Consider the following 25666-nt stretch of genomic DNA (forward strand, 5'->3'; position numbering starts at 1 on the left):
ACGTTTGGCGCTTAGATCGCGGTGGATCCCGTCGCGGTCGACACAAATCGTAGCGGAACTTGCAAGTGAGCCGCCGAGCGGAGCGCCGAAATTGGATGGACATCCAACAAAATCAATGAATAGTGCTGGCATCGCCTTTGACAGAGGACAGTTGCTTGCAGAAATTGGAGAAACGGGCGCGGGGCCGTCCGGTTGGCTCGTCCGATCAGGAGGTCAAGAGGCAAGAGTTCGTGGTCGCGGTTATGAAGGCGATCGCCGAGCACGGTTACAAGGACGTCACAGTTGCCACGATCTGCGAGGCCGCCGGATTTTCGCGCGGGCTGATTGGCCACTACTTTTCCAGCAAGGACGCGCTGCTGCTGCATGCGGTCGGCGAAGTCGCCAAGGATTTCGAGCAGGCGACCCGGGCTGCGGCGGAAGCAGCCGGCGCGGATCCGCTCGATCGCCTGCACGCCATTGTCAGCGCCAGCTTTCGCGTCCCCGTGTTCACCCCCGAACGGGTTCTCGTCTGGGTCGCGCTCGCCAGCACGTCGCACTGGTCGCCCGATCTGGCCGATATCTACCGCAAGCTCAATCGTCCCTATCGTCGCGGCCTGGCGCATCTGATGCAGCGCGCCGCGGACGCGCGGGGTGTGAACATCAACTCGGATCGCCTTGCCATCACGCTGATGCAGCTCACCGAAGGACTCTGGTCCGGCTGGGCCGCCGACCCGAAAACCATCTCGGCCGCGGAGGGCGAGGCGGCTTGTCACGAACTGCTCGACGCGTTCTTTCTGCCGCGAAAGCCCTAGCCGGCCTCGGCGACGGATCGCCGTTTCTTCATTCCGCGCAAATCGATCACGCCGGCCAGGCTTCTCGGATCGATTCCGGTCGCAAAAATCCGGGCCTTGTTGATCTTCTGTGTCGCAGTGACGGGCATGCGATCCATGAACAACATCCACCCCGGAGCCTTGTAGTAGGCCAGCTGCTCCTTGCAGTAGGTGACGATGTCCTTTGCGAGCCGCAGGTCGGCGGTGGGGCCCGGGCGTGGAACGACGCAGGCAAAGATTTCCTCGCCCGACCTATCGTCGGGAACGGCCAGGATCGCGATCTGGGACACTGCTGGATGCCGGCACAGCACGGTTTCCACCTCGGTGGCGGCTATGTTCTCGCCCGACCTCCGGATCATGTTCTTGCGGCGGTCGATGAAATAGATCACGCCGCTTTCGTCCCGACGGACGATATCGCCGGAATGCCACCAGCCGCCGCGCCAGCCTTCTTCAGTCGCGGCGTCGTCGCCCAGATAGCCGGCGAAGAAGCCTCGCCGCGGATCGTCGCCGGCCAGCCGGACGACGAGTTCACCCTCCGCCCCAGAGGGCACATCGCGCTGCTGCTCGTCGACAACTCTGGCCTCCAGCGGCGGAACCGCGCGTCCGATCGCGCGCATGCCGATCGCGCGCGGCTCATGGTCGTTAGCCGTCCAACGCCCGACCTCGGTCATGCCCCAGACCTCGAGATGCGGGATGCCGAAGCGTTCTTCGAACGCGCGGTGGATAGCCGGCTCCAGTCCGGCGCCGAAACCAAAGCGAACGCGATGCGCGCGTTCTTCATCCGATTTGTCAAGCGCGACGAGGGCCTGCGGCACTGCGCCGATGTAATGCACGATGGTTGCTCTGCTGCTCGACACCTCGCTCCACCAGCGCTTTGCCGAAAAATGCTCGGGGCGGATGAGGCAGCCTTGCGACAGCAGCATCGGCATCAGCGCGACGACACCGGCATGGACGTGAAAAACCGGCATCGGGTTGAGCAGGCGATCCTTCCCCGGCTCGATCGAGAAGCGGCCGCCGCTAAGTGCCAGCGTGAAGAACCATTCGCCGGCGGAAAGCCAGTAGTCATTCGTCACCAGGCAGCCCTTCGGGCGGCCGGTGGTGCCGGAGGTATAAAACAGACCGGCTTCGGTGCCGCGGTCGGGCGATCCGGATGATGCCGGGCACGGCGGCGCCGGCAGGAACTCCGGCGAGTCGTCCGCCGCGAAAACGACGAACTGGCCTGCGAGCTCATCTGCCACCGCCTTCAGCCGCGCGACGTGATGGCGCAGCGCGATGGCGAGGACGACGCCACTATGCTGCATTTGGTATAGCAACTCGGCGTGCCGATGATCGGGATTGACCGGCACAATGCTGGCGCCGACCGCATTAAGCGCGAGCAGGTGTACAAAGTAGTCGGGTCGGTTCTCGACCAGCAGGGCGACGCGATGTCCGCGGCCATAGCCGGCCTGCGCGTACCGCGCTGCGAACGTTGCGACCCGCCCTTGGACTTCACGATAGGTCCATTCGATTCCCTCGGGCGCATAGGACGTGCCCGCGGGAACGCAGATGAAAGCGTTTTGCGGTGCGCCGGCCGCGCTCTCCTGAAACGCCTCGAAAACCGTTTCTGCCACCTGTCGCCTCTCCCGCGTTGATTGCTCGCCGGTCCTGTTCCGCCTGCGTCGTGCATCAGCCGCTGACGACCCTAAAGCCCCGCCTCAAGAAGGCAAATATATTTTTGTTGAACGTTCGACAAATTATGCGAAGATGCGTTCGGAAGGTCAAAAACAATAAGAGCAGGGAGATGCAGATGTCTTGGGGAGGGACGGGGGCGGCGATCGTAGCCCTCCTAATCGTTGGATCGAGCACGGCTCGAGCCAGTGAAAACACGCCGGTCAAGATCGGCGTTCTCGGCGACCAGTCGTCAGTCTATTCCGCCGCCGGCGGACGCGGCAGCGTCGAGGCGGCCAGGCTTGCGGCCGAGGATGCCGGACTGGTGCTTGGCAAGGACGTCGAGATCGTCTCCGCGGATTTCCAGCTCAAGGTCGACGTTGGCGTAGCGATTGCCAGGAAATGGTATGATGAGGAGAATGTCGACGCGATCATCGATGTGCCGTTCTCGGGTCTCGCACTCGCGATCGCCGACATGACCAGGACCAAGAAGAAGCTGGCGTTGTTCAATGCTGCCGCCAGCTCCGAATTGACCGGCGCAAAGTGTTCGACCTACGTCGCGCAATGGACCTACGACACTTACTCGCTCGGACACGGACCGACCAGCGGGCTCGTGAGCCGCGGTGACAGTTCCTGGTTCTTCCTGACCAACGACACCGTGTTCGGCGCGAGCCTCGAAGGTGACGCGGCGGCGGCGGTCAAGGCCGGCGGCGGCACTGTGATCGGCTCCGTGCGCACGCCCACCGGCGCGACCGACTTCTCGTCATTCCTGCTGCAGGCGCAGAGCTCCAAGGCCAAGGTGATCGGCGTCGTCGAGGCTGGTGCGGATCTCGCGACTGTTCTCAAGCAGGGCGAGGAGTTCGGCATCAAGGCGCAGGGCCAGAAGTTTGCGGCGTTGATGGCTACGATCGACGCCATTCACGGCGTCGGCTTGAAGGATTCGCAAGGAATTATTGTCGCCGAGGCCTTCTATTGGGACCAGAACGACGAGACGCGCGCCTTTGCCAAACGTTTCTACGAGCGGATGAAGGCCATGCCGACGCAGGTGCAGGCCGGCGCCTACAGCGTCGTCAATCACTACCTGAAAGCGATCAAAGCGGTCGGCTCGAAAGATCCCGACAAGGTGATGGCCAAGATGCGAGAGATGCCGATCAACGATTTCATGTCGCATGACGCAAAACTTCGCGCCGACGGCCGCGTGCTGCGCGAGCTCTATCTGTTCGAGGTCAAGTCGCCGAAGGAGTCCAAGGCGCCGTGGGACTATTACAAGCAAATCGCGGTGATCCCGGCGGACAAGGCGGTGCGTCCGCTGGACCAGGGTGGTTGCCCCCTGGTCAATCAATGATGGCGGGGCGCGCGTGAGGGTACTGAAAGACGATAGCGAGCTCGATCTCTTCCGCAGGAGCGTTCGTCGTTTCCTGGTGGAAGAAGTCGTGCCGCATGTCGACGCGTGGCGGACGCGGGGCCGCATCGATCGCGATCTCTGGCGCAAGGCCGGCGCGTTCGGGTTGCTCTGCGTCAGCGCGCCGGAGGAATACGGCGGCGGCGGCGGCAATTTCTGGCACGAGGCCGTCCTGATCGAGGAACTGGCTCGGATCGCCTTTCCTGACTTCAGCATTCCCTTGCAGAACGTGATCCTGGCGCCGTATTTCGTCCGCTATGCCACGGAGGAGCAGAAGCAGCGCTGGCTGCCACGGATGGCGACCGGCGATCTGGTTGCGGCGCTGGCCATGAGCGAGCCCGGTGCGGGTTCCGACGTCCGGGCGATCCGGACCCATGCGCGCCGCGACGGCAACGACTATGTCGTCAACGGCCAGAAGACCTTTATCACGCACGGACACACCGCCGACCTGATCTGCCTGGCCGTCAAGACCGACACCAGCAAAGGTAACGGCGTGCGCGGCTTCAGCCTTCTGGTGATCGAGACCGAAAAGACCGGGGGATTCCGCCGCGGCCGCCGGCTCGACAAGGTCGGCCTCAAGGCCCAGGACACGTCAGAGCTGTTCTTCGAAGATGCCCGTGTGCCAGTCGAGAACCTACTCGGCGGCGTAGAGGGCCGCGGCTTCTATCAGTTGATGGAGCAATTGGCGAAGGAACGGATCAACATTGCCATGCAGGCATTGGCGCTGAGCGAGGCGGCGCTAACGGAAACGGTCGCCTACGTCAAAGGGCGCGAGGTTTTCGGCAAGCGCCTGATCGAGTTCCAGAACACGCGGATGGTGCTGGCCGAAGCCAAGACCGCCGTGTCGGTCACCCGCATCTTCGTTGAAACCTGCATCGAGCGCCTGATTGCCGGCACGCTGGATCCGGAGACCGCCGCGATGGCGAAATGGTGGGCGACCGACAAGCAGTGCGAGATCATCGACGATTGCATGCAGTTGCACGGCGGCTACGGCTACATGCTCGATTATCCGATCTCGCGGATGTGGAGCGACGGCCGCATCCAGAAGATCTGGGGCGGCTCGAACGAGGTCATGAAAGAACTCATTGCTCGCGCGCTCTGACGATGGGCGCCGACGACAGATAACCTCAGCCCTGCCAATCAACGAACAGCCATTTTGTGGAGATGACGATGAATCCTTATGCCAGATATGATTGCCTGAAAGTCGAGGTGGTCGATAAGATTGCGACCGTAACGTTGAACCGGCCGCAGGCGCGCAACGCCATCAATCAGAAGCTGATTCGCGAACTGCGGACTATATGGGACGATCTGGCCGACGATCACGCCGTCAGTGTCGTCGTGCTGACCGGTGCAGGCGAGTTCTTCAGCGTCGGCGGCGACGTCAAGGCGATGTCGGAGCGTCCGGGCGGCGACGTGCTCGAAGAGGGCGAGGTCCACGACCCCATGATCAGCCGGCGCGGCGTGACCCGGCAGTTGGAGCTCGACAAGCCGATCATCGCCGCCATCAATGGCGACGCGATCGGTCTAGCGGCGACACATGCGCTGCTTTGCGACATCACGGTGATGGCCGAGGATGCCCGCATCGGCGACACCCATGTCTCCCGTGTCGGCCTCGTTGCAGGCGATGGTGGCACCGTGATCTGGCCGCTGCTGGTCGGGATCAACAAGGCCAAAGAATTCCTGATCCGTGGCACTCTGCTGAAAGGCCATGAAGCCGAGCGGATCGGCCTCATCAATCACGTCGTCCCGCGTGGGGAGGTGTTGACCAAGGCGCGCGAGATTGCGGTCGAGCTCGCCAACGGTCCGACTTGGGCGATCCGGTGGACCAAACTGTCGATCAACCAGATCGTCAAGGACCGCGTCAACATGCTGTTGGAAGCTTCGATGGCGCTGGAGCAGGTGACTTTTGAAACAGCGGACCATAAGGAAGCAACCACGTCCTTCAAGGAAAAGCGCAAGCCGAAGTTCGGGCGGGGCTGACCCGGCCTGCGACTTATAGTTCGAGGATTCCATGCACAATCGCGTAACTGAAATGTTCGGGATCGAAGTCGCCATTTTCGGCTTCACGCATAAGCCGGAAGTCGCGATCGAGGTGACCAATGCGGGCGGCATGGGCGCGCTCGCGGCGAGCTATTATCAGCCGGACGAGCTCGAGCGGATTCTCACCGACATGGATGAGAAGACAAGCGGGCGCCCGTACTGCATCGACGTGCTCTTTGCCAACAAGGTTGGACAGGTCGTGCCGATGTCGGAGCGTCTCTCGGCGCTGCCGAAAGAGCACCTCGATTTCGTCGAGAATGTCATGGACGAGGCGGGTATTCCACCGTTGCCGCCCGAGGTCGAGGCCGAGATGCTTCGCGAGAAGCCGCCAGGGCACGGCCACACCGAGGAGGGCGTTCTCGAAGTCCTCGAAGTCGTCGTCAGGCATCCGCAGGCGAAATTTGTCCTGAGCGCGATGGGCGCTCCGCCGCCTTACGTGGTCGAGAGGCTGCACCGCAAAGGGATCATGGTTGGAGCGATGGCGGGGAGTGCCGAGCATGCGATTAAGCACGTCCAATCCGGCGTCGACCTCATCGTGGCTCAGGGAAGTGAGGCTGGCGGACATACCGGCACCATCTCCTCCATGGTGTTGTGGCCGGAAGTCGTGGACTCCGTTGCGCCTATCCCTGTGCTGGCCGCCGGCGGCGTGGGGAGCGGTCGTCATGTTGCGGCCGCGTTTGCCCTCGGGGCCGAGGGCGTCTGGTGCGGGACGATCTGGTTGGGATCTTCCGAGAGCGAACTCTCTCCGGAAATGCGCAAAAGGTTCATCTCAGCGCGGTCGCAGGACGCGATCCAGCGCAAATACGATACCGGAAAGCCCCTGCGCGGCTTGCGGAGCAAATGGACGGATGCATGGGATGCTCCTGGCGCGCCGCAACCGCTGCCGCTCGCCGCTCAAAAGCTTCTTGTCGCGCCCGCCCTCAAACGGCTCGAGCTTGCCAACGCGGTCGATTACCTCGGTTACATGTCGGGACAAATCGTCGGAAGGATCAAGGAAGAGAGGCCGACCCGGCGAATCATGGAAGAGATGAAGTCAGAATATCTCGCGGTCCTGAAGTCGTTGGCATCGAGAGCGTAGCTGTAAGCCTTTCAGATGATGCCAAAAGGCGCCCCACCTCAAGCCTATCAGAGCCTCGCGCAATCGTATCGCACTCCACCGCAGGATTGACCGCCGTCAACCCGGCGATCAATCCTGGCCAAGTAGCCTACGGACGCGGGCAACTTTTCGACCGTCTGATGCTCGCGTTCGCGGCGGTGTTTTCGCCTCTTCCATCGCCCGCATCTTGATCGCGTTGGTCGACTTTCATCGGTTGTTTCGACGGCAATACGTTTGCGGATTCCATTGCGAGTTGCGCCGCCTCCCGAGCTCGCCATGGACGCGATCCCTCCTCGTTTCGATCGCTACCCGCCTGCAGTCAAATTCCGCGCGCTATCCGCGACGCCGCGCCCGCCGGTCCAGTCAACTATTGCGCGTCCCCAGTCCTTTACCTCGCGGTAGTTTACGACGTGATCGGCGCCCAGTTCGCGTGCGCGCTCCAGCTTTTCGCCGGAGGAGGAGGTAACGATCGCCATTGCACCCATCGCCTTGGCAATCTGCCACCCCCAAATCGATACGCCGCCGGTGCCGAGCAGCAGCACTGTGTCACCCGCCTTTAGGCCGCCATCCGCGACTAGCGCTCGCCATGCTGTCAAACCGGCGGTGGTGATTGTCGCTGCCTCGACGGCGTCGTAACCGCGAGGAGCGTGAGTGAAGGCGGTAGCGGGAGCGACGGCGAACTCGGTGGCGTAGCCATCAATGCCGTCGCCTGGCGGACGTGCGAAGTTTCCGATGGTCGGAGCGCCGTCCTGCCAGTCGGGGAAGAAACAGGAGACGACTTCGTCCCCAACCGAGAACTGCGTCACATCATCGCCGACCGCCTCCACAGTCCCGCCCGCGTCCGCCAGCGCAATCCGCCCAGCGTCCGCCGTTAGCCGGCCGGTCACCACGCCGAGGTCGTGGAAATTCAGCGAGCTGCCATGGAGGGCGACGCGGATCATGCCGGAGCCAGGTTGGCCCGGGTCCGCACGCTGGGTCCACGCCAGGGTCTCCAGGGTCGCCGGGGAACCGACGGTCATTGCCTTCATTTTGTGCTCCTTCGTTCAAATCGCAGCGTCGAACCGCGAGGAGTGGCCTGTCGAGTGCTTCGCCTGGAGTTCGACCGCGCAGGTTCGCTAGTGGTGCGCCTCTCAGCTGAAGTCGGTGGACTCGCTCAGCGTTCGCCATCGCGCAAGTTCGTCCAGTCGTGCACGGTCAAACGCCTCGATGGCGGCGATGGCGTCCCTGCCGAGCGGCAGGCGGAGCGGCGGCCTCTCAATTCCGGCGATCTGCAGGATGGCAGCGGCACCCCTGCGCGGGTCGCCAGGCTGCTTGCCGTGGTAGGTGCGTTGCATGCGGGCTGCGGCGCCCACCACGGCGTCGTATTCGGAGCGTCCCTCCTCGATCGTCGTCGAAGCGCCGGCGAAGTCGGTGCGAAACCCGCCTGGCTCGACGATCGTCACGCGCACACCGATAAGCGCCATCTCCTTGGCGAGCACCTCGGAGAAACCCTCCACCGCCCACTTGGCGGCAGAATAGGGCGCGCGGCCCGGCGCGCCCAGACGGCCGCCGACAGACGAGAACTGGATGATGTGGCCGCTGCCCTGTCGCCGCATGATCGGGATGGCGGCTTTAGTCACGATGATCGTGCCGAAGAGGTTGGTCTCGATCTGTCGGCGGAAAGATGTGATGGTGGTGTCCTCGATCGAGCCGATATCGCCGTAGCCCGCGTTGTTGACGAGGACGTCTAGCCGGCCAAACCGCTGCACCGCAGCGGTGACCGCCGCCTGCGCCTCCCCCTCATTGGTGACGTCGAGCGGAAGCGTGAGGAGTTCGCCGCTACGCCCGTCGCCGATCCCTTCGAGAGCCGCAGCGTCGCGCGCCGTGGCAGCGAGGTTGTCACCTACATCGAGGATCGCCTCGGACAGAGCTCGTCCAAAGCCGCGCGACGTTCCTGTCACAAGCCAGGTCTTCTTGGTCATTCCAGTCTCCATGGCGGCCCGCCCGCATTGAGGTAGTCTGACGATGAGGCCGTGTCCTAACTCCGCCCATAAGAGTTGATGCCGAACCATATACGGTGGAAGGCACGAGGAAGAAGCCGCCGAAGCTGAGACGCACTGTTCCAGGAGGTGGAACGGAAGAGAGCGAGCTGAACTTTTTGCTCTCCGTACGCTCGACTGTGACGCTCGCTGCCAGACAAGTTGCGGTGCGCCAACGTCTGTGACCAGCGGGGCGAACTGGTGCAGATGTATGGCGAGGCAGAGGAATAAACCGAGGGCTGCGAGGCGCTTCTTCTTGCCGTTCTGGCTTTCTTCGGTGCGCTCGGCCAAGCCGGCGCCATGATCCGTTCGGCATGTCAGAACTTCGCGCTTTGTTCGCCCCCGAAGCCGCTAAGATGCACCGAAGCTTTAGAACTTCACGTGGTCGAGGGTGGATGGCGGTCATAGTTACCGGGAGTTTCGCGAGCCGTCAGCTCAGCCCTATCGGGAGCAGTATCCCGATTTCACGATCACCTGGCATGAAGCCGGCGACGGACGCGACATGGACTGGAAGCGGCATGCCTCCTACCAGTACAACTGCATGTTCAGCGCTGCCGAAAAAGTAGCAGCGGCTCGGATCACGGCCACGCTACTCGTTGGAGCTGCTACTCCTCAACCGCCTCGAGATCGGCCGAGATCGCGTGTTCGTGGCTAGGGGGAGAGAGGCGCACTCTCTCCGCAACGTCGACCGGTCGCAGGCAGGTAACAAGGATGCTCGTAAGCGTTGCCGGCTCAGACTACAAATTTGATGATCGCTCCGTCCTCTCGCTGCTACAAGCAACACATCTGCAACACGGCACGACTAACCTATTGATATAATTACCTATGAAACGGTTTCCTAAACCGTAGGTCGGATGTTCGAGTCATCCCGGGATCGCCATTTTGAATTTGCCGCATGCTACCGCCCAAGCTCCGAAGCGCTCATCGCGGTGCGATCAAGGCGGATGCTGCAAGTATCACGGTTGACCGGCCGATCAGAGCGGTGATAGCGTGACAGCACGTGATGCTCGTCACGGATGCCATTCCGAGCCAAAAAAACTTGGTAATGGTATTGCCGGGCCAAAAAATCCCGGTGTTGTGAGACATGTCGATGTCTGCATTGCACCGAGATTCTCGTTTGAACGGCCCGATGAACTCCCTGCTTTCAGATTCTGGCTTTGTCTCGTCACCTGTCAACCTTGTTGCGAGGAACGATGACGCTCAAGCTGTCGATTGTCGTAGGCAATCCCAAACCGAAGTCGCGAACGCTTAAAGTCGCCGAGACATTGGCCGAGAAGCTGCTCGGCCCTGCATTGCAAGATCCGGCGGTGATCGATCTTGCGGATTATCGCGACGAGATCCTGGCCTGGCCCAGCGAAAAGATGGACGCATTGAATGCGCGTGTCGCTGCCAGCGACATCGTCATTTCGCCTCCCCGACCTACAAGGCGACCTATTCAGGTCTCCTGAAGGTGTTTCTCGACCGTTATCCCGCAAATGGCCTGTCCGGGGTGACAGCCATACCGCTTCTGACCGGCGCGGATCAAACCCATGCGCTGGGACCGACGGTGAATCTTGCCCCGCTCCTGGTCGAGCTTGGTGCGGTCGTGCCGGGACGAGGCTTTTACTTCGTCATCAGCCAGATGGATCGTCTCGATGAGATCGTCCAGGCCGAGGCCGATCGCTACATTTCCGCCTTTCAGCGTATGGGACGGATTGCCGCTGCTTTGCCCGCTGGGGCGGGAGGCTTGGCATGACCGACAACAACAATACGCGCTCGCTGCAACGACGGGATTTAACGGAACACGCTGTGCTGAATTCCCGGGCATTTCGCGACGCGCTCGGGCTCTACGCATCGGGCATCACGGTCATTGCTGGCCATGATGGCGACGAGCCGCTGGGCTTCACATGCCAGTCGTTCTACAGCGTCTCCATGGATCCTCCGCTGATCTCCTTCAGCGTCATGGCGACATCGTCGACCTATCCGCGCATCCGCTCGACCGGGAAGTTCTCGGTCAATGTCCTGTCGCGTGCGCAGCAGTCGGTCTCGAACCAGTTTGCGCAGAAGGGCACGGACAAATGGTCCGGCATCGCCTGGAGCATGTCGGGCGGCCGAAATCCCGTCATCGAGGGAACGCTGACCTGGCTGGATTGCGACATCGCTGCCGAGCATCGGGCGGGAGACCACATCATCGTCATCGGGCAGGTCCTGGCCATTGGTGCGTGTGACGATCACGCCGACGAGCCGCTGGTCTATTTCAGGGGCGGCTACAGACATCTGAACACCCCGCTGGGATCGACGGGATGAGAGTGATCTGACCGTCAGGCCTTCGGCTTGGCTCCGACCTGGACATCGAGGTCGCGTGCAAAATCCCCGTACACCCAGTCCGTCAGGAGCTCGACGGATTCGAGGAGCGCGGCGCGCTGCGCCTCGCTCAGCGGCTTGAGTAGATGCGCTTCGAGCTTCTGTCCGATCCGCGTTGCAAGACGCCGCCGCTCGCGGCCGGTCGCCGTGGTCCGCAAGTGAAACACGCGCGCGTCGGTGGCGCTGTTTTCGCGGTCGACGAGGCCTTCCCGCAGCAATCCGTTCAGCAGCCGCGAGGCCAGGCTGCGCTCGAACCGCGTCTCCTCGGTCAGGTCGCTGAAGGTGATGCCGGGATTGTCGTCGATGAGGCGGAGGATGCGCAGCTCGCGCACCTCGAGCCCGCAGCTCGCCGTGTAGACCTCGTTCGCCATCCTGATCGCCCCGGTGCTGAGCACGTCGAGGCGGTAGGTGAGATAGCGCTCGGCGCCGGCCTTGGGTTTGGACAACACACGTCTCCCTTGGAGAATGTTTTAGATTGAGATGGTTGCAATATGAGAATATTGGTGGTTAGCTATTTATAGGCGGGGGCCCGGGTGCGGCAATCCCCCGCGCTTCTATCGACACGCGGGGTAACAATGGCGGTCCTCGACGATTTCCGGCAAGACGCCGCTTCCATGATCGAGTGGCGGCGCGACTTCCACCGTCATCCGGAAATCGCCTTCGAAGAGCACCGTACCTCCGCGCGTATCGCCGAGCTCCTGTCCGGATGGGGCTTGTCGGTCCGGTCCGGGGTGGGCGGCACGGGCGTGGTTGCGACACTCGAGGGTTCGCAGAGCGGGGCGCGCGCGATCGGCTTCCGGGCCGAGATGGACGCGTTGCCGATGGCGGAGAAGACCAATCTGCCGCACCGCTCGCTTCGCGACGGCATCTTCCATGGCTGCGGGCACGACGGCCACGCCGCGACCTTGCTTGGCGCGGCGAGCTACCTGGCGAGACGCCGCGATCTCGCCGGCACAGTGCACTTCATCTTCCAGCCGGCCGAGGAAACCCTGAAGGGAAGCCTCGCCATGCTCGGCGACGGTCTGCTGTCGGCGGCGCCGATGGACGAGGTCTATGCCCTGCACAACATGCCTCAGCGCAGGCCCGGCTCGGTCGGCGTGCGGTCGGGCTCCATCCTGTCGGGCGCCGATGGCCTGAGGATCGTGGTTCGCGGGGTTGGCGCGCATGGCGCCCAGCCGCACAACGGAATCGATCCGATCATGATCGCGGCGGAGATGATCGGCCTGTTGCAGACGACGATCAGCCGCTCGCTCGATCCGCTCGAAGCGGGCGTCGTCACCATCGGCACGATCCAGGGCGGCACCGCGGCCAACATCATTCCCGACGAGGTCGTGCTGACCGGCACGATCCGCTCGATGAGCACGACCGGCCGCGCGCTGCTCAAGCGGCGCGTCTCCGAGCTTTGCACCGGTCTTGCGGCCGCGTTCGGCGCCAGCATCGCGTGCGAGATCTCCGACGGCTGTCCGCCGACGGTCAACCACCCGGATCAGGTTGCCGTGGTCGAGGCCGCGGCGCGGCGCGTGGTCGGCGATGGTTTGCTGGATCGGAATTGCGCACCGCTGATGTCGTCGGAGGATTTCTCGTTCCTGCTCGAGCAACGGCCGGGCGCGTTCTTCTTCGTCGGGCAGGACGGTCAAGGCTGCCACCACCCCTCCTATGACTTCGACGAGGACGTCATGGCGATCGGTGCCGCCATGTTCGTCGAGATCGCGCGAGAGCGGGGCGGCTGGCGCCCATTCTAGATCAGATCAACCAAGCGGCTTTGCAATCCTGCAGGAGGACCGAACGATGTCAGACCAGCCTCTCACCGCCGACCAGATCGTATCCGCTCCTCTACTGGGCTCGAGCATGAGCCGGCGTCATGGCATTGTCGCCGTCACGATCGGGAATACGATCGAATATTACGACTTCACGGTCTACACCTTCTTCGCAGTCATGATCGGCCGCCAGTTCTTCCCGGTCGACAATCCCTGGGGCAACCTTCTCCTCTCCGTGGCGACGTTCGGCGTCGGCTTCCTCACCCGGCCGCTGGGAGCGATCTTCATCGGTGCGCTCGCGGATCGCGCGGGCCGCCGGGCCGCGCTGAACCTGAGCATCGTGCTGATGGCGCTCGGCACCGCCTTGATCGCGCTGACGCCGGGCTACGCCACGCTTGGTCTTGCCGCGCCGATTCTGCTCGTGGTCGGTCGCCTGCTGCAGGGCTTCGCCGCGGGCGGCGAGATCGGATCGGCAGCAAGCTACATGATCGAGGTCGCGCCGCCGGCCGAGCGCGGCTATTTCGGCAGCTGGACCAATGCGGGCCAGGGCCTCGCGCTCATTCTGGCCGGCGTGGTTGCCATGATTCTCACGACCGTGCTGCCGCAGGCAGCTCTCGAGAGCTGGGGGTGGCGCGTTGCATTCCTGGTCGGCCTCGTGATCGTTCCGGTCGGCGTCTACGTGCGCCGCCACATCCCGGAAACGATCGACGGTGCGTCAGTCCACGGCAGTGCCGGTGCCGTTCTGAAGGAGCTGTTCGGCTCCCACCTCCGCACGGTGACGCTTGGTGTCTTGACCATCGTGGGCGGGACCGTCTCCTATTTCGTGTCGACTTACATGACCAGCTACGCGATCGCGACGCTGCATCTGCCGGCGAGCGCCGCCCTGGTGGTGCCCTTCGTCGCCGGTGTCAGCGTCGTCATCCCGACCCTGTTCGGCGGCTGGCTCTCGGACCGGATCGGCCGCAAGCCCGTGCTGATCTGGCCGCGGGTCGTGCTGATCCTCGCAGCCTATCCGGCCTTCATGTATCTGACCGCGCAGCCGAGCGCGCTCTCGCTTGCCCTGATGACCGCCGTGATCATGGGTCTGCACTCGCTCAGCGGCGGATTGATGCTGGTGCTGGTGCCGGAGCTTCTGCCGCGGGCCGTGCGCACGACGGGTTTTGCCATGATCTACGCGGTTGGCGTCTGCGTGTTCGGCGGGTCGACCCAGGTGGTCCTGACCTGGCTGATCCAGGCGACGGGAAATCCGCTCTCGCCCGCATACTACCTCATGCTTGCCAATGCGATCTCGGTGGTCGCCATGCTCATGCTCGAGGAGAGCAAGGGACGCGCGCTCGACTAAGACCGATCGGCACTCGCACGCACCAGGAGTTTTCGTCATGACAAAAGCAAGAAACGCAATGCGTGAAGACAACGGCTTCAAGCTCGGCGTGTTCGCCTATAGTTACGAGGGCGGTAACGCGATCACGACAGTGCCCGAGCGCTGGTCCTGCCGCTGGCCGGAGATCCGCGATGTGATTCAGCTCGCCGATCGCAGCGGCCTCGATTTCCTGTTGCCGCCGGCCCGGTGGCGCGGCATTCCGGGCGCCATCAACAACCGCCTGTGGTCGTTCGAGACCCTCACCCTCGCAGCCGCCACGGCCGCAATCACCGACCGGATCGGCGTGTTCTCGACGGTGCATACCCCGATCATTCACCCGATCGTCGCGGCCAAGGCGATGGCGACCATCGATCACGTCAGCGGCGGGCGTGCCGGCATCAACATCGTGTGCGGCTGGAATAAGGCCGACTTCCTGATGTTCGGCATCCCGGAACTGCCGCATGATGAGCGCTACGTGCAGGGCCAGGAATGGTTCGACATCTGGTCGCGCTTGCTCGCCGGAGCGCCCGAGCCGTTCGACTATGACGGCAAGCATTTCCCCGAACTCGAGGGCATCACCGGGATGCCGGGCTCGCTGCAATCGCCGGGCCCGATCGTGTTCTCGGCTGCCTATTCGCCGGCGGGACGGGATTTCGCGATCAGGACGTCGGACTATCTTCTGACCGTCGCCGAAAGCGCGGAGACCGGCCGCGCCGAAATTGCCGATCTCACCAAGCGCTCAGCCAAGGCCGGGCGCGAGACGCCTCCCGGCTGTATCGCGGTTGCCTATGTGGTGTGCCGTGAAACGCGCGAGGAAGCCGAAGCCTTCCACCAATATTACGCCGTCGACAACGCCGACCATGCGGGTGTCGACTACTACATCGCGACCCGGAAAGGGCAGGCTGCACTTCCCGAGGCGTTGTACAACGAATTGCGGGCAAGGATGGCGGCCGGCAATGGCGGCTACCCGCTGATCGGAAGCCCCGAGGACGTGGCCAACGGGATCAAGGACCTCGATCGAGCCGGCTTCGCCGGCGTTGCGCTGATCTTTCTTAATTTCGGCGATGAGCTCGGCTTTTTCGTCGAAAGGGTGCTCCCTCTGCTGGAAAGAGCCGGGGTGCGATCGGCCGCATGATATCCGATGCTCTAGGAGTGGCTGAAATACCAAGCGTCACAGGCAAATCGCAGACCAGGGAGCCTCATCGCGACCGATTTGCTTGAACTCCGGCAAAATTGCTAGCAAAAGCGACCGGGCTGGACGCGCACCTTCGAGCCCGGTTCTTGTTTGCCCAAATCCGGAGACCATGATGCCTTTCGACCTGATCCTGCGCGGCGGCCGTGTGGTCGACCCGTCCCAGAAGCTCGACGCCGTGACCGACGTCGCCTTTGCGGGCGGCAAGGTCGCCGCGATCGGCAGCGGGCTCAAGGCGGATCCGGGCACGGATGTGCGCGACGTGTCGCGTTACATCGTGACGCCGGGGCTGATCGATCTCCACACCCATGTCTATTGGGGCGGCACCTCGCTCGGCATCGATGCCGAGGAATTCTGCCGCCTCTCCGGCGTCACCACGGCGGTCGACACCGGTAGCGCCGGTCCCGGCAATTTCGCGGGCTTCCGCAAGCACGTGATCGAGCCGAGCCAGGTTCGCATTCTCGCCTATCTGCACGTCTCGCATGCCGGCATCTTCGGTTTCTCGCACCGGATCATGGTTGGCGAGAGTGAAGAGCTGCGGCTGATGAATCCGGTCGACGCGGCCAAGGTGGCCGATGCCAACCGCGATCTCATCGTCGGCATCAAGGTGCGCGTCGGCCTGCATTCCTCGGGCACGTCGGGGACGGTACCGCTCGACATCGCGCTCGAGGTCGCGAACGAGGTCGGCATGCCCCTGATGGCGCATATCGATCATCCGCCGCCGAGCTACGAGGACGTGCTGGCCCGCCTGCGTCCGGGCGACGTGCTGACCCACGCGTTCCGCCCCTTCCCGAACACGCCGGCGACCGCGCAGGGCACAGTGAAAAAGGCGGTGCTGGACGCGCGAGAGCGCGGCGTGCTGTTCGATATCGGCCACGGCAAAGGCTCGTTCGCGTTCAAGACCGCGCGCGCGATGCTCGCCAACGGCTTCTATCCGGACACCATCTCGTCCGACATCCATCAGCTCTGCATCGACGGCCCCGCCTTCGACCAGGTGACGACCATGTCGAAGTTCCTGTGCATGGGCATGGAGCTGTCGGACGTGATCGCGGCTTCGACCGTGAACGCGGCGATGGCGCTGCGGCGTCCTGAGCTCGGCAGCCTCAAGCCCGGCAGCGCCGGCGACGCCACGCTGATCTCGGTGAAGCGAGGCCAATTCGACTACGAGGACGTCGTCGGCGAGCACCTGATCGGCGACCGCAAGATCGTCTCCGAAGGTGTCGTCCTCGGCGGCCGCTGGTGGCATCCGAACTGAGCGGCGCCCACGGATGGTGAGCGCCGCCATGGGGCCACCCGTCAGTCGCGTCCCGCTTCCATGATCGCCCTGGCGAGCCGCGCCGGATCGGAGAAGCACAGCTCATGGCTTCCCGCCACCTGCACTAGGCGGAACAGGCCGAGCTTCTCCGACAGACGCGGATGCCAGCCATAGCTGTGCGGCAGCGCGATGTCTTCGGTGCAGTTGACGTAGGATTTCGCCAGCGGCATCTCGGCCGGGTTGGCCTTGAGCGTGATCTTGTCGGTGAAGGTCGCCAGCGGATGCGGATTGAGGACGTCGTAGGCCTTCTGCGCCGTCTCCAGATCCGCGTCGTTGATGAAGGCCTCGCGCCAGACCGGGAAGGGCAAGACCACCGAGCCGTCGCCGCGCTCGGCCGCGATCGCGTCGAACAGCCCGACATAGTGCGGCGGCACCATGTCGTTGAGGCATTCGCCGTTGTTGGGCACGAAGGCATTCCAGTAGACCAGGCGGCGGATGCGCTCCGGGGCGATGTCGGCAACGCCCGTGATGATCATGCCACCATAGGAATGGCCGAGCAGGATGACGTCCTTCAGATTGTTCTCGGAGAGGTAGTCGGCGATCGACTGGATCGCCTCCTTCAATCCGGTCGTCTTGGCATCGCCCGGACGGTTGCCCTTGATGGTGGGGGTATGGACCTGATGGCCGGCCGCGCGGATGGGGGCGGCGACAGGCTCGAACTCTGTGCCGGTGTGCCAGGCGCCGTGGACGAGAACGTAGGTCGACATGTTGTGGCTCCTCCCGAGGGTGTGGTTAGATCGGCACATGATGGCCTTGGCTGGGCAGCGTGGCCGCGCGGCAAATCTGGACCGGTCACGAATTCGTTGCTTGGCTGTGAGCGAACCGGATTGGTCTCGGAGTGAACCGATGCAGCAGATCGAGCGCGCCGTTCCGTCACGGCAATCGGCCTGGAATACGGTGGGCGTCCGGCCGGCGGAGCAATTCGCCTATTATCGCGAGGCGATCTGCCAGGCCTTCATGAATCTGACGCCGGAGCCGGCGGTCGCAGCCGGCTTTCCTGCCAGCGTTGAGCACGTCCGTCTCGGCGATGCCGCGATCAACCGCGTCAGCTTCCCCGAACACGTCGTGCGCCGCTCCGCGGCCGACATCGCGGCATCCGACCGCAGCTGCTTCTACCTCAATTTGAAGCTGGCCGGCCGCTGTCGCATCCTGCAGGGACATCGCGAGATCAGCCTTGCGCCCGGACAGGTCGGCATCTTCGACAGTGACCGGCAGTTCGCGCTTCTTCACGACCGGGGTCCGCAATTGCGGGTCGCCTCGTTCTGGGTGCCGGCAGAGGCCCTGCGCGAACGACTGCCGACGTCATTCGACGTCGCGGCGGCGCGCGTCTCCGACGATCCCTTCGTCGGCCATCTCGTCGTCGAGACGGCGCGCACGCTCAGCGACGGCGCGCTGCGCATGACCGAGGATGAGGGCGTGCTGCTGTTCCGGGCCTTGATCGAACTGGTCGCGGTGAGCCTGTCGCGGCGTAGCCGGACAGGCGCTGCGGAGTCGGAGAGCCTTGCCGATGCCACCATGGCGGCGTTGAAGCGGGCCATTCACCGGCGGCTCCGCGAGCCCGGCCTTGCCGTTGCCGATGTCGCCAACGCCGTCGGCATCAGCGAGCGTTACGTGCATAAGCTGCTCGCGCGATCGGGCTCCAGCTTTACCGATTACGTCATCGACCATCGGCTCGACGGCGCGGCCAGAGATCTCGGAGATCCCGTGATGGCGGATCGTGCGATCGGCGCCATCGCGTTCGACTGGGGCTTCTCGGACCTTTCCCACTTCTCGCGGCGGTTCAAGCAGCGCTTCGGCTGTCGGCCGCGCGACTGGCGCGGGCGGTAAGAGGGTCACCGTCGTCCCGGCGAAGGCCGGGACCCATACCGCGTGATCTATCAATTGCGAAAGGCAGAAGTACCGAACCGCGCTAGTCCTCGCCAAACGTCTCCGGTGGTTATGGGTCCCGGCCTTCGCCGGGACGACAGCGAAGCTAAAGCGACCTCGTTCATAAAGATCTGGCGATCAGCAGCTTCATGATCTCGTTGGTCCCGCCATAGATCTTCTGGATGCGGGAATCGATGAAAATGCGCGAGATCGGATATTCCTGCATATAGCCGTAGCCGCCGAACAGCTGGAGGCATTCGTCGGCGGTCTCGACCTGCTTCTCCGAGCACCAGTATTTCGCCATCGACGCCGTGACGGTGTCGAGATCCCCGGCGATCAGCCGCTCGATGCACCAGTCGACGAAGACCCGCGCGATCATGGCCTCGGTCTTGCGCTCGGCGAGGGTGAAGGCAGTGTTCTGGAAATCCATCAGCGGCTTGCCGAAGGCTTTGCGCTCCTTGGTGTAGTCGGTGGTGAGCTTCACCGCGCGCTCCATCGAGGCGACGGCGCCGACCGCGAGCGCGAGGCGCTCCTGTGGCAATTGCTGCATCAGCTGGACAAAGCCCTGGCCTTCCTCCTTGCCGAGCAGGTTCTCCGGGGGCACCGCGACATTGTCGAAGAACAATTCGGACGTGTCGGAGGCATGCAGGCCGATCTTGTCGAGGTTGCGCCCGCGTCGATAGCCGTCGGCGCCCGCGGTCTCGACCGCGATGAGCGAGATGCCCTTGGCACCGGCATCGCCGGTGCGCGCGACCACGATGACGAGGTCGGCGGCCTGGCCGTTGGTGATGAACGTCTTCTGGCCGTTGATGACGTAGGAATTGCCCTGCTTCTTCGCGGTGGTCTTCACGGCCTGCAAATCCGAGCCGGTGCCGGGCTCGGTCATGGCGATGGCGCCGACCATCTCGCCCGAGGCCATCTTCGGCAGCCAGCGCTTCTTCTGCTCCTCCGAGCCGTAGTTGAGGATGTAGTGGGCAACGATGGCGCTGTGCACGGAGACGCCCGTCGTCAGTTCCGGCACCGTGCTTTCGAGATCGTCCAGCACGGCGGCGTCATAGGCGAAGGTCGCGCCCAGCCCGCCATACTCCTCCGGCACGCTCGCCAGCAGTGCGCCCATCTCGCCGAGCCCGCGCCAGGCGAAGCGGTCGACCATTTTCTGCTCGCGCCATTTTTCGGCATGCGGCGCCAGGTCCTTGGCAAGATACTTGCGGAACTGGTCGCGGAAGATTTCGAGCTCTTCGGTCATCCAGGAGGAGCGGTAGGACATCGTTACCTCGGTTGGGGCGGCGTTCCGGCTTGGTAGGCCAGTCGGGCGCGGCAATTATTGTGTTTTCAGGCTGCGCCCGTGACGCTACCAAGGCGGCCGGAACGCGTCTGCCAGGGTGTCTGATTTTGGCTGCCAAAACTCAAGAGCTCAAGCTCGACATCGCGCGCATCGGCATCGTCTCGGCCATCCTGACGCAGCCGGACCATGCGCGCGCCTGCTACGTGCTGGCGCATGGCGCCGGGGCCGATATGCGACATTCCTTCATGGAGAAGACCGCAGAAGGCCTCGCGAGCCGCGGCATCGCGACGTTCCGCTTCAATTTCCCGTACATGGAGAAGAAGCTGGGGCGTCCCGACCAGCCGGCGGTGGCTCATGCCGCCATCCGCGCGGCGGTCGAGGAGGCGGCGCGGCTGTGCCCGGGCTTAAAGCTCGTCGCCGGCGGAAAGTCGTTTGGCGGACGCATGACCTCGCAGGCGCAGTCGAAGGCTCCACTGCCCGGTGTCAAAGGGCTCGCCTTTCTCGGCTTTCCCCTCCATGCCGACAAGAAGCCGTCGGCCGAGCGGGCCGAGCATCTCGCCGGCATCGCGATCCCCATGCTGTTCCTGCAAGGCACGCGCGACGGGCTGGCCGATCTCGGCCATCTCAGGCCCGTGATCGAAACGCTCGGCGCGAAGGCGACGCTGCATGAAGTCGCAGGCGGCGACCACTCCTTCGCGGTGCTGAAGAAGTCCGGCCGCAGCAATGACGAGGCGCTCACAGAGGTGCTCGACGCCCTGGCGGCGTGGATCGACGCGCTCACCTGAAGGTCAGGCCGAATAGAGCCCCTTGTCGCGCGCCTTCTGAATTGCCAGCGCGGCGATCAGGTCGAGCGTCGGCGTCGCCAGGCCGGCCGTGCGCGCGAAGGCGGCGGGCGCCTTCACCAGCACGTCGATCTCCATGGCACGTCCGAGCTCGTAGTCCTGGAGCAGCGACGGCTTGTGGTTGGGGGCAGGACCGCTCCGCGTCACGCGCTTGACCTCGGGGATGAAGTGCTGCGCGATGTCGTTGGCCTCGTTCAGCATGCGCGGAATGACGTCGGCGAAGGCCGGGTCGTCGCGCACGCCGCGCGCGGTCTGGCCGGTGAGCAGGCACAGCACCGACAGCGACATGTTGGTCAGCAGCTTTGACCAGATCGCCTCGCGGATCTCGGCCACCGGTGGCGATTCCAGCCGGGCATCGTTGAAGACGCCGCGGAGTTTCGTGATACGGTCGCAATTGCGGTCGTCGCATTCGCCGATCAGAAGCCGGTTGCGATCAGGCGTCAGGTTCTGCACCACGCCGGGCGCGATGACCTCGTTGGAGGAGAAGACGACGCCGCCGATGATGCGCTCCTTCGGGATGCAGGCGCGCAGCCGTCCGCCGGGGTCGAGGAAGGAAATGTCCGGCGGCGTCGGGTGCCGCGGCGGCAGGCCGATCCCGTACCACCAGGGAATGCCGTTCTGTGCGAACACGATCGCGGTGTCGTCCTGGAGCAGGGGCTTGATGCTGGAGACCAGTCCGGTCAGCGCGGTCGCCTTCAGCGTCGAGATCACCACGTCCTGCGGGCCGAGCTGGGCCGGATCGCCCGACGCGTTCACCTTGACGCTGACCTCGGAATCGCTGACGCGCAGCTTGAGGCCATTGGCCCGGACGGCCTCGAGATGGGCCCCCCGCATCACGCAACTGACCTCGTGGCCGGCGCGTGCCAGCCGTACCGCAATGTGGCTGCCGACGGCGCCCGCGCCGAAAATGCAGATGCGCATGTAATGTCCCGTCCTGATCCCTTGCCGCCCGCTACCAGCATGACACAAGCCGCCATGCGATGGGCGCGGCCGCCCCACGCCGGAAAGATATGGATCAGCATGCGCGGGCTCGGCCATAGTGCGCAGCAAACAACCGACCGGAGGATCGCCGATGACCGCCACCCCCGTCCTTTGGACCCTCGATCCGCGCGGCGTTGCGACCGTCACCCTGAACCGGCCCGAGGTCAACAACGCCTATGACGGCGACCTGATTGCGGGCGTGCTCGCCGCCATGGACGATCTGGCCAAGAAGCCTAACTTGCGTGTCGTCGTGCTCAGGGGCAACGGCAAGCATTTCCAGGCCGGCGCCGACCTGAAATGGATCAACGGCGTGCGCCCGCAATCGGCTGAGGCGAACGAAGCGGCCTCGCGGGCGACCTTTGAGGCCGTGCAGCGGCTCAACACGTTGCCGATCCCGACCGTCGCGCTGGTGCAGGGTGGCTGCTTCGGTGGCGGTACCGGGGTGATTGCGGCCTGCGATGTCGTGATTGCCGCCGACAATGCGCTGTTCTCGATCACCGAGGTGCGCTGGGGCCTGACCGCGGCCATCATCATCCCGCAGCTCTGCGACGCCATCGGTGTACGGCAAGTCCGCCGCTACGCGCTCACCGGCGAGCGCTTCGGCGCCGAGGATGCCCGCCGCATCGGCCTCGTCCACGAGGTGGTGCCGCTCGCCGAACTGGAGGCGGCAGGCAGCAAGGTGGTCGAGCAGCTGCTCGCCAACGGGCCGGAGGCGATGGCCGAGACCAAGCGGCTCGCGCTGGAAAGCTCGTTCGGCGGCATGGCGGTGGACGATGCCGCCTACAAGCGGCTCGTGCAGCTGCATTCGCTCAAGCGCCAGAGCGCGGAAGCGGCGGAGGGACTGGCCTCGTTCGCCGAGAAGCGGGCGGCGAATTGGGGTGGCGGCAAGGGCTGAGCGTCAGCGTTCAGCAGCCGCGGCAGATGTTGCTGATGCTGCGATAGACCGCGTCGTCGTCCTGCCGCATCTGCCGCAGCGTTTCGAGCGTGTTGCTCTCGGCGGTCGCCGGTGCAGGCTTGCGCTTGGCCGCGAGTTCGTCCTCCTGGCGCTTGTAGCAGGCTTCCCGCTCAGGCTTGGCCTGGATGAAGCGGCAGTTCTGCTCGACCGCTGCGGCGGGAGTGACGGAGACCGCGAGGGCGATGAGGGCGGGCAAGGCGAATTTCAAGAACGTCGAATCCATGCCGGCACTTCTGTCAGGTCCGTGGTTCCCCGGCAACCGTCTTTGGCGAACGTGTAGCCCGGATGAGCGAAGCGACATCCGGGACTTCCGCAAAAGGTCCCGCATATCGCTTCGCTCATGCGGGCTACGGCCCCGCACGGGGGCGCTGCTTACAGCGACGACGCGAGTGACGCTTTCAGCAAAGTGAGGAGCGCCTGCACCGCGGCCGCATTGCGGCGCCGTTCGGGGATTGCGGCCTTCACCCACAATTCCGGAATCGGAAACTCGCGCAGCACCGGCTTCAGCGTGCCGTCACGCAACCCATCGGCCACGAGATAGTGCGAGATCAGCGCGATGCCGTTACCGGCCACGGCGCTGCGCGCCAGCACGTGGCCCTCGTTGGAGGAGAGCAGGGGGCTGACCTGGATGCTGATGCGGCCGCGGGGGCCGTCGAAGATCCATTCGGGGCCGGTCGGCATGAAGCTGAGGCAGCGATGCTCGACGAGGTCGCGCGGATGTCTTGGCGCGCCGTGCTTCTTCAAATAGGCAGGCGAAGCGCAGAGCAGCCGCTTGAGCGGACAGAGCGGCTCGTCGACGACACCGCCGAACGAATGCGGGAAGGCGCCGATGGCGATGTCGAAGCCTTCGGCAACAGGATCGACCGGGCGGTCGATCAACACGATCTCGAGCTTCAGCCGCGGGTTCTGGGTCTGGAAGGCGCTGAACGCGTCAGCGAGCCGCGCCACGGTCAGCGAGGTCGGCGCCTTGATGCGCAGATGATCGACGAGATCGTGGCCCTTCTCGCCCATCCGCGAGAGCAGATCGGTGGCGTCGGCCACGACGCCGCGAGCACGATGGACGTAGCGCTGGCCAGCTTCAGTCAAGCGCAATTGCCGGGTCGAGCGGTGAAACAGCGGCGTGCCGATCCGCGCCTCCAGTTGCGTGACCCGCTTGGCGACCACCGAGGTCGAAACATCGAGTTTTCGCGCGGCGGCGGAAAATCCGGCCGCATCGGCGGTGGCGAGGAAGGCCTGCAGGTTCACCAGAATGTCCATGTCGACCTTTCTCGATTCGCGAAAGCTGATCGCGTATTTTGGTAGATTGTAGCCCCGCGTGCGCTAATTCATAGTCGGCACCAAGCAAGAGATTTCGGGAGCGGACGCGCCATGCGGGCCACAATGATCGAAGAACCGGCACGCCAGGTGCCGCTCTACGGCGAGTATGAAGTCGTCGTGCTTGGCGGTGGACCTGCCGGCATTGTCGCTGCGGCTTCCGCCGCGCGCGCGGGGCGGAAGACGCTCCTGATCGAACGCTACGGCTTTCTCGGCGGCATGGGCACCGCGGCTGGCGTCACCAATTTCTGCGGCCTGCACGGCAATGTCCATGGTGAGCACCGGCGGCTGGTGCGGGGCATGGCGTCGGACCTGCTGGCCCGGATCGATCATCTGAACGGCCTCAACACGCCGCATCTGATTCTCGGGAAGGTCTTCGCCCAGGCCTATGACACTGCGGCCTACAAAATCGCGGCGGATGAGCTGCTTGCGCGCCACAAGGTGCACATCCTCTTCCACGCGCTCGGCGCCGGCGTGGTGATGGGCGACAACAGGCGCATCGACGCGCTGATGGTCGAGACCAAGGCTGGCCGGCAGGCGGTGCGATCCGAGATCTTCATCGACTGCTCGGGCGACGGCGATCTCGCCGTGTGGGCCGGCGCGCCGTTCGAAATCGGTGACGCGCACGGCCATCCGCTGTACCCCTCGATGATGCTCCGTCTCAACGGCATCGATCCCGTGAAGGCCGGCGAGGCCTGGCGGACCATTCCGCAATTGATGGAAAAGGCCATCGCCGCCGGCACGCACGCATTCCCGCGCAAGAGCGCGATCGTGCGGCCGCAAAAGTCCGGAATCGAATGGCGGGTGAACTTCACGCAGGTCGCGCGCGAGGACGGCCATGCCATCAACGGTGTCGAGCCCGACGATCTCACCCGCGGCGAGATCGAGGGCCGCAGGCAGGCGCTCGCCGCATACGAGTTCCTGCGCAGCACCGTGCCGGGCTTCGAAAAGTCCTACATCGTCGATTTGCCGCCGCAGCTCGGCATCCGCGAGACCCGGCGCATCAAGGGCGGCTATCAGCTCAGCGGCGAGGACGTGCTCGGCTGCGCCTCGTTCGAGGACTCCATCGGTGTCAATGGCTGGCCGATCGAGGCCCATGTACCCGGCGATGTCGTGTTCACCTTCCCGCCGATCCCGGAATCGCGCGGCTATAACGAGCTGCCCTACCGGATGCTGGTACCCGAAAACGTCGACAATCTCCTGGTCGCCGGCCGCTGCGCCTCGATGACCCATGAAGGCCAGTCGGCAGCAAGGGTGTCCGGTGCCTGTTTCGTGATGGGCGAGGCCGCCGGTTCCGCCGCCGCGCTGGCGCTGTCCGGAAACCGGATCCCGCGTGACATCCCCGTTGAAAAATTGCAGGAAACGTTGAAACAACAGGGCGCCTTCATCGGGCGGGACCAACCCGTCCCCGAGGGCCTGTAACGGACTGCTGAGCGAACGGAAG

At 64.2% G+C, this 25666-nt stretch carries 25 protein-coding genes; 16 read left to right on the forward strand and 9 right to left on the reverse strand.

Annotation, left to right across the window (positions count from 1 at the left end):
* The first annotated feature begins 230 nt into the window (after positions 1-230).
* Positions 231-791: a TetR family transcriptional regulator C-terminal domain-containing protein gene (locus tag HAP40_RS03825; protein ID WP_166819037.1), complete on the forward strand. Its 561-nt coding sequence runs from the start codon at positions 231-233 to the stop codon at positions 789-791.
* Here the strand turns inward: HAP40_RS03825 and HAP40_RS03830 are convergent.
* Positions 788-2419, reverse strand: a complete 1632-nt coding sequence (locus HAP40_RS03830; RefSeq protein WP_166819036.1) for an AMP-binding protein — start codon at positions 2417-2419, stop codon at positions 788-790. The two genes, HAP40_RS03825 and HAP40_RS03830, sit on opposite strands and share 4 nt — an antisense overlap.
* 170 nt (positions 2420-2589) lie before the next feature.
* Between HAP40_RS03830 and HAP40_RS03835 the strand changes: the two genes are divergently transcribed.
* The 4 genes from HAP40_RS03835 (at position 2590) to HAP40_RS03850 (ending at position 6976) form a co-directional block, all read left to right on the forward strand.
* The gene (locus HAP40_RS03835; protein WP_414645370.1) at positions 2590-3801 is read left to right on the forward strand and encodes an ABC transporter substrate-binding protein; all 1212 of its coding nucleotides are present in this window, start codon (positions 2590-2592) and stop codon (positions 3799-3801) included.
* Between the two features lie 13 nt (positions 3802-3814).
* Positions 3815-4960: an acyl-CoA dehydrogenase family protein gene (locus HAP40_RS03840; RefSeq protein WP_166819034.1), complete on the forward strand. Its 1146-nt coding sequence runs from the start codon at positions 3815-3817 to the stop codon at positions 4958-4960.
* 68 nt (positions 4961-5028) lie between these two features.
* On the forward strand, positions 5029-5838 hold the full coding sequence (locus HAP40_RS03845) for an enoyl-CoA hydratase/isomerase family protein (protein ID WP_246741183.1): 810 nt from the start codon (positions 5029-5031) through the stop codon (positions 5836-5838).
* A gap of 112 nt (positions 5839-5950) precedes the next feature.
* Entirely contained in the window at positions 5951-6976 is a 1026-nt protein-coding gene (locus HAP40_RS03850; protein WP_246741182.1) for an NAD(P)H-dependent flavin oxidoreductase, read from the forward strand.
* 323 nt (positions 6977-7299) lie between these two features.
* Here HAP40_RS03850 and HAP40_RS03855 read toward each other — a convergent pair whose 3' ends face one another.
* On the reverse strand, positions 7300-8022 hold the full coding sequence (locus tag HAP40_RS03855; RefSeq protein ID WP_166819031.1) for a zinc-dependent alcohol dehydrogenase family protein: 723 nt from the start codon (positions 8020-8022) through the stop codon (positions 7300-7302).
* A gap of 102 nt (positions 8023-8124) precedes the next feature.
* Entirely contained in the window at positions 8125-8955 is an 831-nt protein-coding gene (locus HAP40_RS03860; protein WP_166819030.1) for an SDR family NAD(P)-dependent oxidoreductase, read from the reverse strand.
* A 1250-nt stretch (positions 8956-10205) separates the two neighbouring features.
* Here HAP40_RS03860 and HAP40_RS03865 point away from each other — a divergent pair.
* Genes HAP40_RS03865 through HAP40_RS03875 form a run of 3 tightly spaced genes read left to right on the forward strand, consistent with a single transcriptional unit; the run spans position 10206 to position 11298 of the window.
* Positions 10206-10460, forward strand: coding sequence for a hypothetical protein (locus tag HAP40_RS03865; RefSeq protein ID WP_246741181.1), 255 nt, complete (start codon positions 10206-10208; stop codon positions 10458-10460).
* A gap of 2 nt (positions 10461-10462) precedes the next feature.
* Positions 10463-10747, forward strand: coding sequence for a hypothetical protein (locus tag HAP40_RS03870; RefSeq protein WP_246741180.1), 285 nt, complete (start codon positions 10463-10465; stop codon positions 10745-10747).
* Positions 10744-11298 carry a flavin reductase family protein gene (locus HAP40_RS03875; protein WP_166819029.1) on the forward strand — a complete coding sequence of 185 codons (555 nt, stop codon included), beginning with the start codon at positions 10744-10746 and terminating at the stop codon, positions 11296-11298. Before HAP40_RS03870 ends, HAP40_RS03875 begins: the two co-directional genes overlap by 4 nt.
* A gap of 14 nt (positions 11299-11312) precedes the next feature.
* Here the strand turns inward: HAP40_RS03875 and HAP40_RS03880 are convergent, their stop codons facing one another.
* Positions 11313-11801, reverse strand: a complete 489-nt coding sequence (locus HAP40_RS03880) for a MarR family winged helix-turn-helix transcriptional regulator (RefSeq protein ID WP_166819028.1) — start codon at positions 11799-11801, stop codon at positions 11313-11315.
* Between the two features lie 129 nt (positions 11802-11930).
* Between HAP40_RS03880 and HAP40_RS03885 the strand changes: the two genes are divergently transcribed.
* The 4 genes from HAP40_RS03885 (at position 11931) to HAP40_RS03900 (ending at position 16919) form a co-directional block, all read left to right on the forward strand.
* The gene (locus tag HAP40_RS03885; protein ID WP_166819027.1) at positions 11931-13097 is read left to right on the forward strand and encodes an amidohydrolase; all 1167 of its coding nucleotides are present in this window, start codon (positions 11931-11933) and stop codon (positions 13095-13097) included.
* A gap of 46 nt (positions 13098-13143) precedes the next feature.
* Entirely contained in the window at positions 13144-14454 is a 1311-nt protein-coding gene (locus HAP40_RS03890) for an MFS transporter (protein WP_166819026.1), read from the forward strand.
* Positions 14455-14491: 37 nt separating this feature from the next.
* Positions 14492-15607, forward strand: coding sequence for an LLM class flavin-dependent oxidoreductase (locus tag HAP40_RS03895; protein ID WP_166819025.1), 1116 nt, complete (start codon positions 14492-14494; stop codon positions 15605-15607).
* 172 nt (positions 15608-15779) lie between these two features.
* The gene (locus tag HAP40_RS03900; RefSeq protein ID WP_166819631.1) at positions 15780-16919 is read left to right on the forward strand and encodes an amidohydrolase/deacetylase family metallohydrolase; all 1140 of its coding nucleotides are present in this window, start codon (positions 15780-15782) and stop codon (positions 16917-16919) included.
* A 41-nt stretch (positions 16920-16960) separates the two neighbouring features.
* Here the strand turns inward: HAP40_RS03900 and HAP40_RS03905 are convergent, their stop codons facing one another.
* On the reverse strand, positions 16961-17686 hold the full coding sequence (locus HAP40_RS03905; RefSeq protein ID WP_166819024.1) for an alpha/beta hydrolase: 726 nt from the start codon (positions 17684-17686) through the stop codon (positions 16961-16963).
* A 139-nt stretch (positions 17687-17825) separates the two neighbouring features.
* Here HAP40_RS03905 and HAP40_RS03910 point away from each other — a divergent pair, with 139 nt between their 5' ends.
* Positions 17826-18806, forward strand: a complete 981-nt coding sequence (locus tag HAP40_RS03910; RefSeq protein ID WP_166819023.1) for a helix-turn-helix domain-containing protein — start codon at positions 17826-17828, stop codon at positions 18804-18806.
* Between the two features lie 160 nt (positions 18807-18966).
* Here the strand turns inward: HAP40_RS03910 and HAP40_RS03915 are convergent, their stop codons facing one another.
* Positions 18967-20112, reverse strand: a complete 1146-nt coding sequence (locus HAP40_RS03915) for an acyl-CoA dehydrogenase family protein (protein ID WP_166819022.1) — start codon at positions 20110-20112, stop codon at positions 18967-18969.
* Between the two features lie 125 nt (positions 20113-20237).
* On the opposite strand from HAP40_RS03915, the gene HAP40_RS03920 reads away from it, so the two are divergent.
* Entirely contained in the window at positions 20238-20915 is a 678-nt protein-coding gene (locus HAP40_RS03920; RefSeq protein ID WP_166819021.1) for an alpha/beta family hydrolase, read from the forward strand.
* Positions 20916-20918: 3 nt separating this feature from the next.
* Here the strand turns inward: HAP40_RS03920 and HAP40_RS03925 are convergent, their stop codons facing one another.
* A complete protein-coding gene (locus tag HAP40_RS03925) occupies positions 20919-21893 on the reverse strand; it encodes a ketopantoate reductase family protein (protein WP_166819020.1) in 975 nt (324 codons plus the stop codon).
* Between the two features lie 151 nt (positions 21894-22044).
* On the opposite strand from HAP40_RS03925, the gene HAP40_RS03930 reads away from it, so the two are divergent.
* Positions 22045-22848: an enoyl-CoA hydratase-related protein gene (locus tag HAP40_RS03930; RefSeq protein WP_166819019.1), complete on the forward strand. Its 804-nt coding sequence runs from the start codon at positions 22045-22047 to the stop codon at positions 22846-22848.
* Positions 22849-22858: 10 nt separating this feature from the next.
* On the opposite strand, the gene HAP40_RS03935 is transcribed toward HAP40_RS03930, so the two are convergent.
* Together HAP40_RS03935 and HAP40_RS03940 are read right to left on the reverse strand one after the other, a co-directional pair.
* Positions 22859-23131, reverse strand: coding sequence for a hypothetical protein (locus tag HAP40_RS03935; protein ID WP_208024819.1), 273 nt, complete (start codon positions 23129-23131; stop codon positions 22859-22861).
* A 149-nt stretch (positions 23132-23280) separates the two neighbouring features.
* Positions 23281-24165 carry a LysR family transcriptional regulator gene (locus HAP40_RS03940; protein ID WP_166819018.1) on the reverse strand — a complete coding sequence of 295 codons (885 nt, stop codon included), beginning with the start codon at positions 24163-24165 and terminating at the stop codon, positions 23281-23283.
* 111 nt (positions 24166-24276) lie between these two features.
* On the opposite strand from HAP40_RS03940, the gene HAP40_RS03945 reads away from it, so the two are divergent.
* Positions 24277-25644 carry an FAD-dependent oxidoreductase gene (locus HAP40_RS03945; protein ID WP_166819017.1) on the forward strand — a complete coding sequence of 456 codons (1368 nt, stop codon included), beginning with the start codon at positions 24277-24279 and terminating at the stop codon, positions 25642-25644.
* The last annotated feature ends 22 nt before the right edge of the window (positions 25645-25666 follow it).

Origin of the sequence: Bradyrhizobium sp. 1(2017) (assembly GCF_011602485.2) — a bacterium.
In the GTDB taxonomy this organism is placed as follows: Bacteria; Pseudomonadota; Alphaproteobacteria; order Rhizobiales; family Xanthobacteraceae; genus Bradyrhizobium.